The sequence below is a fragment of the Leptotrichia sp. OH3620_COT-345 genome, assembly GCF_003932895.1.
In the GTDB taxonomy this organism is placed as follows: domain Bacteria; phylum Fusobacteriota; class Fusobacteriia; order Fusobacteriales; family Leptotrichiaceae; genus Pseudoleptotrichia.
The window spans coordinates 1-1203 of the sequence record NZ_RQYW01000057.1 but is presented as its reverse complement, the minus strand read 5'-3'; the positions used below and the strand labels follow the sequence as shown (position 1 = coordinate 1203).

1 protein-coding gene is annotated in these 1203 nt (G+C 39.6%); it reads right to left on the bottom strand.

All coding sequences use genetic code 11. The annotated features are described in order from the left end of the window. Nucleotides 1-4: 4 nt before the first annotated feature. A complete protein-coding gene (gene tuf, locus EII29_RS11245) occupies nucleotides 5-1189 on the bottom strand; it encodes an elongation factor Tu (protein WP_125237591.1) in 1185 nt (394 codons plus the stop codon). Between the last annotated feature and the right edge of the window lie 14 nt (nucleotides 1190-1203).

The following is a 1203-nucleotide window of genomic DNA, read 5'->3' as shown; positions in this document are numbered from 1 at the left end:
TTTATTACTTAACGATAGTAGCAACAACTCCTGAAGCTACTGTTCTTCCACCTTCTCTTATGGCAAATCTCAGTCCTTCTTCCATCGCAATAGGATGTATAAGTTCCACTGACATTTCTATATTATCTCCAGGCATTACCATTTCTACTCCTTCAGGTAAGTTTACTTCTCCTGTTATATCCGTAGTTCTAAAATAAAACTGTGGCTTATATCCTGTAAAAAACGGTGTATGTCTTCCTCCTTCATCTTTCGTAAGTACATATACTTCAGACTTAAAGGATGTATGAGGTTTAATTGTTCCCGGTTTTGCAAGTACCTGACCTCTTTCTACTTCTTCTTTCTTCGTTCCTCTTAACAATGCCCCTATATTATCTCCTGCCTGACCAGTATCAAGAAGTTTTCTGAACATTTCTACTCCCGTTACCGTAGTTTTTGCCGTAGGCTTTATCCCTATTATCTCAACTTCTTCTCCTACATTTACTACTCCTCTTTCTACTCTTCCCGTTACTACCGTTCCTCTTCCCGTTATCGTAAATACATCTTCTATCGGCATTAAGAACGCTTGGTCCACAGGTCTTTCAGGTGTCGGTATGTAACTATCTACCGCATTCATAAGTTCCATTATCTTTTCTTCCCATTTCGCTTCACCATTTAACGCTCCCAATGATGAACCTTTTATTACAGGTATTTCATCTCCCGGAAAATTATACTCCGTAAGTAATTCTCTTACTTCCATTTCTACTAATTCCAATAACTCCTCATCATCTACCATATCTACTTTGTTAAGATACACTACAATGTAAGGTACTCCTACCTGTCTAGCCAAAAGAATATGCTCTCTAGTTTGAGGCATCGGTCCGTCAGCTGCTGATACTACAAGTATAGCCCCGTCCATTTGTGCCGCTCCCGTAATCATATTCTTTACATAATCAGCATGTCCCGGACAGTCAACGTGTGCATAGTGTCTTGTTTCCGTCTGATATTCAATATGGGCAGTATTAATCGTTATCCCTCTTTCTCTTTCTTCAGGTGCCTGGTCTATGTTTTCAAAATCAACTTTTTCAGCCAATCCTTTTTCAGCCAATACTTTTGATATCGCTGCTGTTGTCGTTGTCTTACCGTGGTCTACGTGTCCTATTGTCCCTACGTTTACGTGTGGTTTACTTCTCTCAAATTTAGCTTTTGCCATCCTTTTTTTCCTCC

Bases quoted from the DNA above. Each gene is read 5' to 3' on its own strand.
- tuf (WP_125237591.1), bottom strand. From the start codon at position 1,189: ATGGCAAAAGCTAAATTTGAGAGAAGTAAACCACACGTAAACGTAGGG.